Consider the following 6,798-nt stretch of genomic DNA (forward strand, 5'->3'; position numbering starts at 1 on the left):
TGCAACAAATAATGACTATGGACAATATGTTATGTTCTTTGGGAATATGACAGGGGAACTAATCATTCATAAAATCAAAATAATAGAAACGATTAATAACTAAAAAATGCTAGCAATTGCTAGCATTTTTTAGTTATATGAATAATATATATATGATATAATAGACATAAGAATTTAAGTTTTAGGGGGAATTATGAAAAAGGAATATTAGTTTTAAACGTAGTATTAGTTGCTTTATTAAGTGGATGTTTTAGTAAAGTAGATGTAAAGGATTCTTTTATTGAAGTTACGAATCTTGAGTTTGAAGGATGTATTGAAGATTGTATTGAAGACAAAGATGAGATGTATACTGCAATTATGAACATGGTGGATGATATTCAAGATGATTATGATGAGATGTTATTGCCAAATCGTGACGACTGTGAGGATAATACAATAGAAGTAGAGTGCTTGGATGATATGAATGATGGACATCAAAGATATGTTCTACAAGTTAGAAATCTGGTGTGGAGAATAATTAATAATGAGTTCGAGAATGATTTTTCGAATAGAGATGATTTTGAATCAGAGTTATTAGTTAATGAGACATCAATATACTATACGTATACATCTACAAGTGATCAAGATAGAGGGACATACGTTCTTAAATTGAAGTATGAAGATGGTTTGGAGTTTGAAGAAATGCGTTATTTATACTCAACATCTGAATCATATAAAGGGTATTATCAAGTAGATATAAGGACAATTTATGATTTCACTGAATCAAAACTATCATTTTCAGAAGGGTACATGGATGGAGGAGTATCAGGTAATGGTATGGTGAATCTTTCTTATAACTATTCAAAAGATATGACATTTAGATACTCGAAGAACGATTTACAAACAAATGAACAGATATACTTGTATTCTTCAGAGTACTCAGGTATTTCGGATCACGCATATGATTATTATGATCCAGATGAAAATATTATGTACTCAAAAAGAGTGATGAGTGAAGGTGATTATAGTTATGATAGAATGGTGTTTTATGATAAATTTGTACCTGTAGTCGGTTATTTCAAAGGAGATACAGTACAGAGAAAAGTATCTATATATGCTTCTCCATTATGGGATGAGTATTACAAGAATTTAAATGCAGCATATTTAAACGGAGAATTAAGTACAATAATTACAGGATTTGAGTTTGATGGAATGATTGTACAACACTCAGATATGATTGCATCAAAAGAAGTAGATAAAGATGATCTTACTAGTTTTTTAGAATCTATTAACCATACTCCACTTTATGATTATGAGGATATGTTTGAAGGCTTTATAGATGAACCATATAAAGTACTTGACGATGCTGGAATAGAATACTTTTTAGACGAGTGGAATTCTATTAGGGACTTTGTCAATCAACATATAGATTATTTTGATTTAAGTGTTAAGAAGGTTAGATAGTATCATTTGAAATATTCTAGTATATAAGTATAAGAAAGGTTGAGGATAATATGGAAACAACAATTAGGTTTGTAGTATACGGAATTATTATTGTGTTTTTCTTGTTTGATTTATGGTTGGCTAATCTAAATTATAAAAACAGAAATGCAGAAATTCCTAAAGAAGTAAAAGATGTGTATGATAATGAGAAATATCAAGAATGGATAAAGTATACAATGGACAATCATCGCTTTGGGATGATTGCAAAGACAGTTAGTACATTGGTCCTTGTATTATTACTAGCATTAGGTGGATTTGAGCTGTTTGATTCAATAGCCAAAAATGTAGGGAATGACATAACTCAATTAATAGTATTTTTAGGATTATATATTGGATTAACAACTTTAATTAATATTCCATTTAGTTATTATAAAACTTTTACTATTGAAGAGAAGTATGGATTCAATAAAACAACAAAGAAAACTTTTTACCTAGATATCGTTAAAAATCTTATAATGACTGCCTTAATTGGTGGTGGGATAGTTATAGGGTTATTCGCTATTTATGATGGATTTGGAAATATGTTTATCGTGTATAGCTGGATAGCAGCTACAGTATTCTTTATTATTGTGAATATTATTTACGTTCCTGTAATAGTACCAATCTTTAATAAATTAACACCGCTTGAAGATGGGGAACTAAAAGATATGATCTTTGAGTTTGCTGAAGGTGTTGGATATGAAGTAACTAAGATATCAAAAATAGATGCTTCAAAACGTTCAACAAAACTAAACGCATTCTTCGCAGGGCTTGGTAAATACAAGCAAATAGTATTATATGATACATTGATAGAAAAGATGTCTAATGAAGAGATTGTTGCGGTATTAGCACATGAAATCGGACATAGTAAACACAAACATATCATATTTAACTTATTCGCTATGTCAATAAACCTATTACTATATTTTGGAGTTCTGTATGTTGTACTGTTAGAGAATAGAATTATGAGAACATTTGGAGTTGAATCACAATTATTTGGATTCGCACTGATATTATTTGTAGTGTTCTTATCACCAGTATCATTAATTATTGATTTGATATCAGCAAGTTTCAGTAGAAAACATGAATACCAAGCAGATGAATACGCAGCAACTAAATATAAGAAAGAACCAATGATAAGTGCATTAACAGTTCTTTCGAGAGAAAACTTTAGTAACTTAACTCCACATCCTTTATATGTGAAGTTAAGATATTCTCATCCACCAACTGCGGATAGAATTAGAGCAATCAATAAAATTTAATAATAAGTATTTAAGCATACAGTATTAACCTGTATGCTTTTTTATTTGAAAAATATTTATATTAACTTTCATGTAAGCGAATACATTTCGATGATTTATGTTCGAGGACTCCATTAAAGTCTTTAACGTAAATAGTTAGTGTAACAAGTAATTATGTTTATGTAAGAATATTACACAAATAGAAAAACAAGTTTCATAAAATTATTGACTTACATTGATTTTAGCCCTATAATATAAGCAAATAACGTATATGTAATATATGAAAGAATATTTCTCAAATTACAAGGGGGTATTACACATGGTAAAAAATAAAGACATTGCAATCAAAGCTGGAGTATCTGTTGCTACTGTTTCTAGAGTTATAAATGACAGTGGTTACGTTAAAAAAGAAACTAGAGATTTGGTTATGAAAGTATATGGAGAATTAGCAAGAAAAGATAATGTTCTTGGTGAATCAATGCAGTCAACAAATACAAACATCATTGGTGTCGTAATACCAGATATCTCAAATCCATTCTTTGGAGAAGTAATCAAGGGAATCTCAGAAATCGCCGATCAGCATTCAGCAAACTTACTAGTTTGTAATACAGAAGAAAAAATAGAAAAAGAACTTAAATATCTAGAGATGTTTAAGACAAACAATATAAAAGGTTTAATCATTACACCAAAAACCGATCAAGTTGAATACAACGCAAAGTACTTATACCAATTAGAAGCACTTGGTGTACCTATCGTATTGCTAGATAGAGGGATTAACTTATCACACTTTAATTCAGTATTCGTAAACAATGTATCTGGAGCGTTTGAAGCAGTAAGTGCCCTTGTTAATGAAGGACATAAGGATATTGCAATAATATCAGGACCAATGTCTTCTATACCAGGACGTGAGAGGTTTTTCGGGTATGAGAATGCATTAAAAAGCAACAACATAAAAGTAAATGATGATTTAATATTCCACGGAGACTTTTCACTGCAAAGTGGATACGATATTACAAAAGAAATCATAAAACTGAAACAAAGACCTACCGCGTTATTTGCCGCAAACAACATGATGGCAAAAGGTGCTGTAAAAGCATTAATGGAAGAAGGGTTATCAATACCTGAAGATATCTCATTCATCAGCTTTGATGATGTTGATATGTTTGAAATCATGAATATGAATATCTCAACAGTATCTAGACCAACTGAAACAATGGGTAAAGTAGCAACTGAGATGCTGTTTGAACTTATAAACAATACAGAGAAACCAACTAGAATAAATGAAATCCTATTAGAAACAAGATTAATTTTAAGAGGATCTGAAAAACTTGTACAGAAATAAGGAGTTGTAACGTATGAACAAATTAGACATTGAAGAAGTAATCAGAAAAGAAATTGTAGATACTGTTTTAAAAACAGAACAATTCATTGTAGCTGGTAACTGGAAAATGCAAAAAACAAAAGATGAAGTAAAACAGTTCTTATCTGAAATAAAGGATCATGACTTTGGGAGTAAAAACACAGTAATAATAACTCCTCCAAGTCCTTATCTATATTTATTTGAACAAGAACTTAGATATAGTAGTGTATTGTATGGAGCACAAAACGTATTCCCAAAAGAAAACGGAGCATTCACAGGCGAAGTATCTGTCGACATGGCAAAAGATTTCGGTTGTAAATACGTAATTGTTGGACATAGTGAACGAAGAAGTACTTTTGGAGAATGTAATGAATTCACATCTAAGAAAATCAGAATACTACTTCAAAACAATATAACACCAATTCTCTGTATAGGTGAAAACCTAGAACAAAGAAAACATGAAGACTATAAACAATTTTTAGTAACACAAATAGTTGAAGGACTAGCTAGAATAGAAGAAAAAGACATTAACAAAGTAATCATTGCCTACGAACCAATATGGGCAATAGGGACTGGAGAAACGGCAAGTCCTGATCAAGTAGAAGAACTACATATTTTCTTAAGAGACTTCCTTGTTAAGAGATATGGTGAACAGATAGGTAAAGACGTTCCATTGTTATACGGTGGAAGCGTGAAACCAAGTAATGTAAAACAATTAGCACTGGCACAAAGTGTTTCAGGATTCTTGATTGGTGGAGCTAGTTTAGAAGCAAAATCATTTATAGAGATAAACAACATACTAAACGGAAAATAAAGTAAACACAAATCTACAGAAGGGTTGTGACATATGGAACTTAAGAATTTTGATAGATTAGTACAATCTATTACATCAAACATCTTAACAAAACTTGAAGTGAAATCGAATAACATAACACATGATAAATCATGTCTAATCCTTGTACCTAATATTGGATTTGGAATGAGAGATTATTACTCTTATATAAATAAGGAGTATCCGAAATACAATATGTATGTTGGAAAAGACAAGTCACTACCAAATGTTCAATACGGAAGTGACAATCCGATACACTTTGTCGATATAGATCTTAAGTGTAGTGATTTTATAACTGCAGCTGAAAACGCGGAAATCGTATTTATCATAGGATTAAAAGTATCGCAAATGAAATCACTTGTACAAGTAGACGACAGTGAAGAAGTAAATCACGTTATCCTTGGTAGTTTGATGGCAAATAAGAATGTAAAAATGATATTAAACACAAATACTGAAATGTATAGCAAAATATCTAAAACAGTGAATGATATGAAACAAATGGGAATTGATGTAGTTAATATTCAAAATACTAAAAAATCAATAACCAATACAAGCATAAAAACAAATGATCTAATCACAGAAGATTACGTAAAAGATTTATTCAGAAACGGATCAAGAACCATTGTTTTAAATCACAAACAATTAATTACTCCACTCGCAAAAGATAAACTACGTGAGTTAAGAATAGAAGTTAAATATGTTAAGGAGGACAACAAATGAGTACTCAAGATATGATTGATAGAGTCAAAAAAGAAATGGAAGAACAATACGGAAAAGGAATCAAGAACACAGGAGAAACTAGACAAACTAGTTACTCAAACGATTCTAGACTAGGATGCTTTGAACGTGTAGAAGACGCGATCAGTGCCGCTAAAGAATCACAAAAACAACTGATGGAACTTAGTATGGCAAAACGTAAAAAAATTATCGCAGCAATGCGTCAAGCAAGTTTAGATAACGCTGAGAAATTAGCGATTATGGCCCATGAAGAAACTGGATTTGGTAGAGTTGCAGATAAAATCATTAAGAACGTTTTAGCTGCTGAAAAAACACCAGGGACAGAAGACCTTGAATCAAAAGCGTTCACAGGTGATGATGGAATGACATTAATCGAATTAGCTCCCTTTGGAGTTATTGGATCAATAACACCATCAACAAACCCATCTTCAACAGTAATCAATAATAGTATTTCAATGGTAGCTGCTGGAAATGGAGTTGTATACAACCCACATCCACACGCTAAAAAAGTGTGCTTAGAAACTATATCAATTCTGAACAAGGCAATCAGCGAAGCTGGTGGACCTAAAGAATTACTTACAGCACCAATTACTCCAACAATGGACACTTCAAAAGTTATTATGACTCATAAAGATATTAGAATGTTAGCAGTAACGGGCGGTGAAGCAGTTGTTGAAATTGCAATGAAGTCTGGTAAAAAATGTATCGCTGCTGGACCAGGGAATCCTCCTGTAATCGTAGATGAAACAGCTAATATAGCGAAAGCAGGTAGTGATATTGTCAAAGGATCTGGATTTGATAACAATGTACTATGTATCGCTGAAAAAGAAGCATTTGTTGTAAACAGTGTATTTAACGAATTGGTATCTGAGATGGTACGAAATGGTGCTTATGAATTAAAACGTCATGAAATAGATATCGTTACAAAAGAAGTATTCACTACAAATAAAAAAGGTGAAACAGTTGTTAATAGAAACTACGTTGGGAAATTACCTTCAGTTATATTAAAAGCCTGTGGAATACCAGTACATTCAGATGTAAAACTAATCATCGCAGAAGTAGATGCTTCACATCCATTTATCAACATTGAAATGTTAATGCCTGTATTTGGAATGGTACGTGTATACTCAGTAGATGAAGCAATAGAAAAAGCAGTAATTGCTGAA

The 6,798-nt window shown here is 31.4% G+C and carries 6 protein-coding genes; all 6 read left to right on the forward strand.

Features of this window, described 5'->3' with window-relative positions:
* Positions 1 to 342: 342 nt before the first annotated feature.
* Positions 343 to 1,443 carry a hypothetical protein gene (locus AC2LE6_RS08115; RefSeq protein WP_484478755.1) on the forward strand — a complete coding sequence of 367 codons (1,101 nt, stop codon included), beginning with the start codon at positions 343 to 345 and terminating at the stop codon, positions 1,441 to 1,443.
* A 50-nt stretch (positions 1,444 to 1,493) separates the two neighbouring features.
* Complete coding sequence (locus AC2LE6_RS08120) at positions 1,494 to 2,723, forward strand: M48 family metallopeptidase (protein ID WP_484478756.1); 1,230 nt, start codon at positions 1,494 to 1,496, stop codon at positions 2,721 to 2,723.
* A gap of 298 nt (positions 2,724 to 3,021) precedes the next feature.
* Entirely contained in the window at positions 3,022 to 4,044 is a 1,023-nt protein-coding gene (locus AC2LE6_RS08125; protein ID WP_484478757.1) for a LacI family DNA-binding transcriptional regulator, read from the forward strand.
* 13 nt (positions 4,045 to 4,057) lie between these two features.
* Positions 4,058 to 4,876: a triose-phosphate isomerase gene (gene tpiA, locus AC2LE6_RS08130; RefSeq protein WP_484478758.1), complete on the forward strand. Its 819-nt coding sequence runs from the start codon at positions 4,058 to 4,060 to the stop codon at positions 4,874 to 4,876.
* A 33-nt stretch (positions 4,877 to 4,909) separates the two neighbouring features.
* A complete protein-coding gene (locus tag AC2LE6_RS08135; protein WP_484478759.1) occupies positions 4,910 to 5,614 on the forward strand; it encodes a hypothetical protein in 705 nt (234 codons plus the stop codon).
* The coding region (locus AC2LE6_RS08140) for an aldehyde dehydrogenase (protein ID WP_484478760.1) at positions 5,611 to 6,798 on the forward strand (1,188 nt) is incomplete at its 3' end. The genes AC2LE6_RS08135 and AC2LE6_RS08140, both read left to right, overlap by 4 nt.

The sequence above is a fragment of the Candidatus Izemoplasma sp. genome, assembly GCF_982632705.1.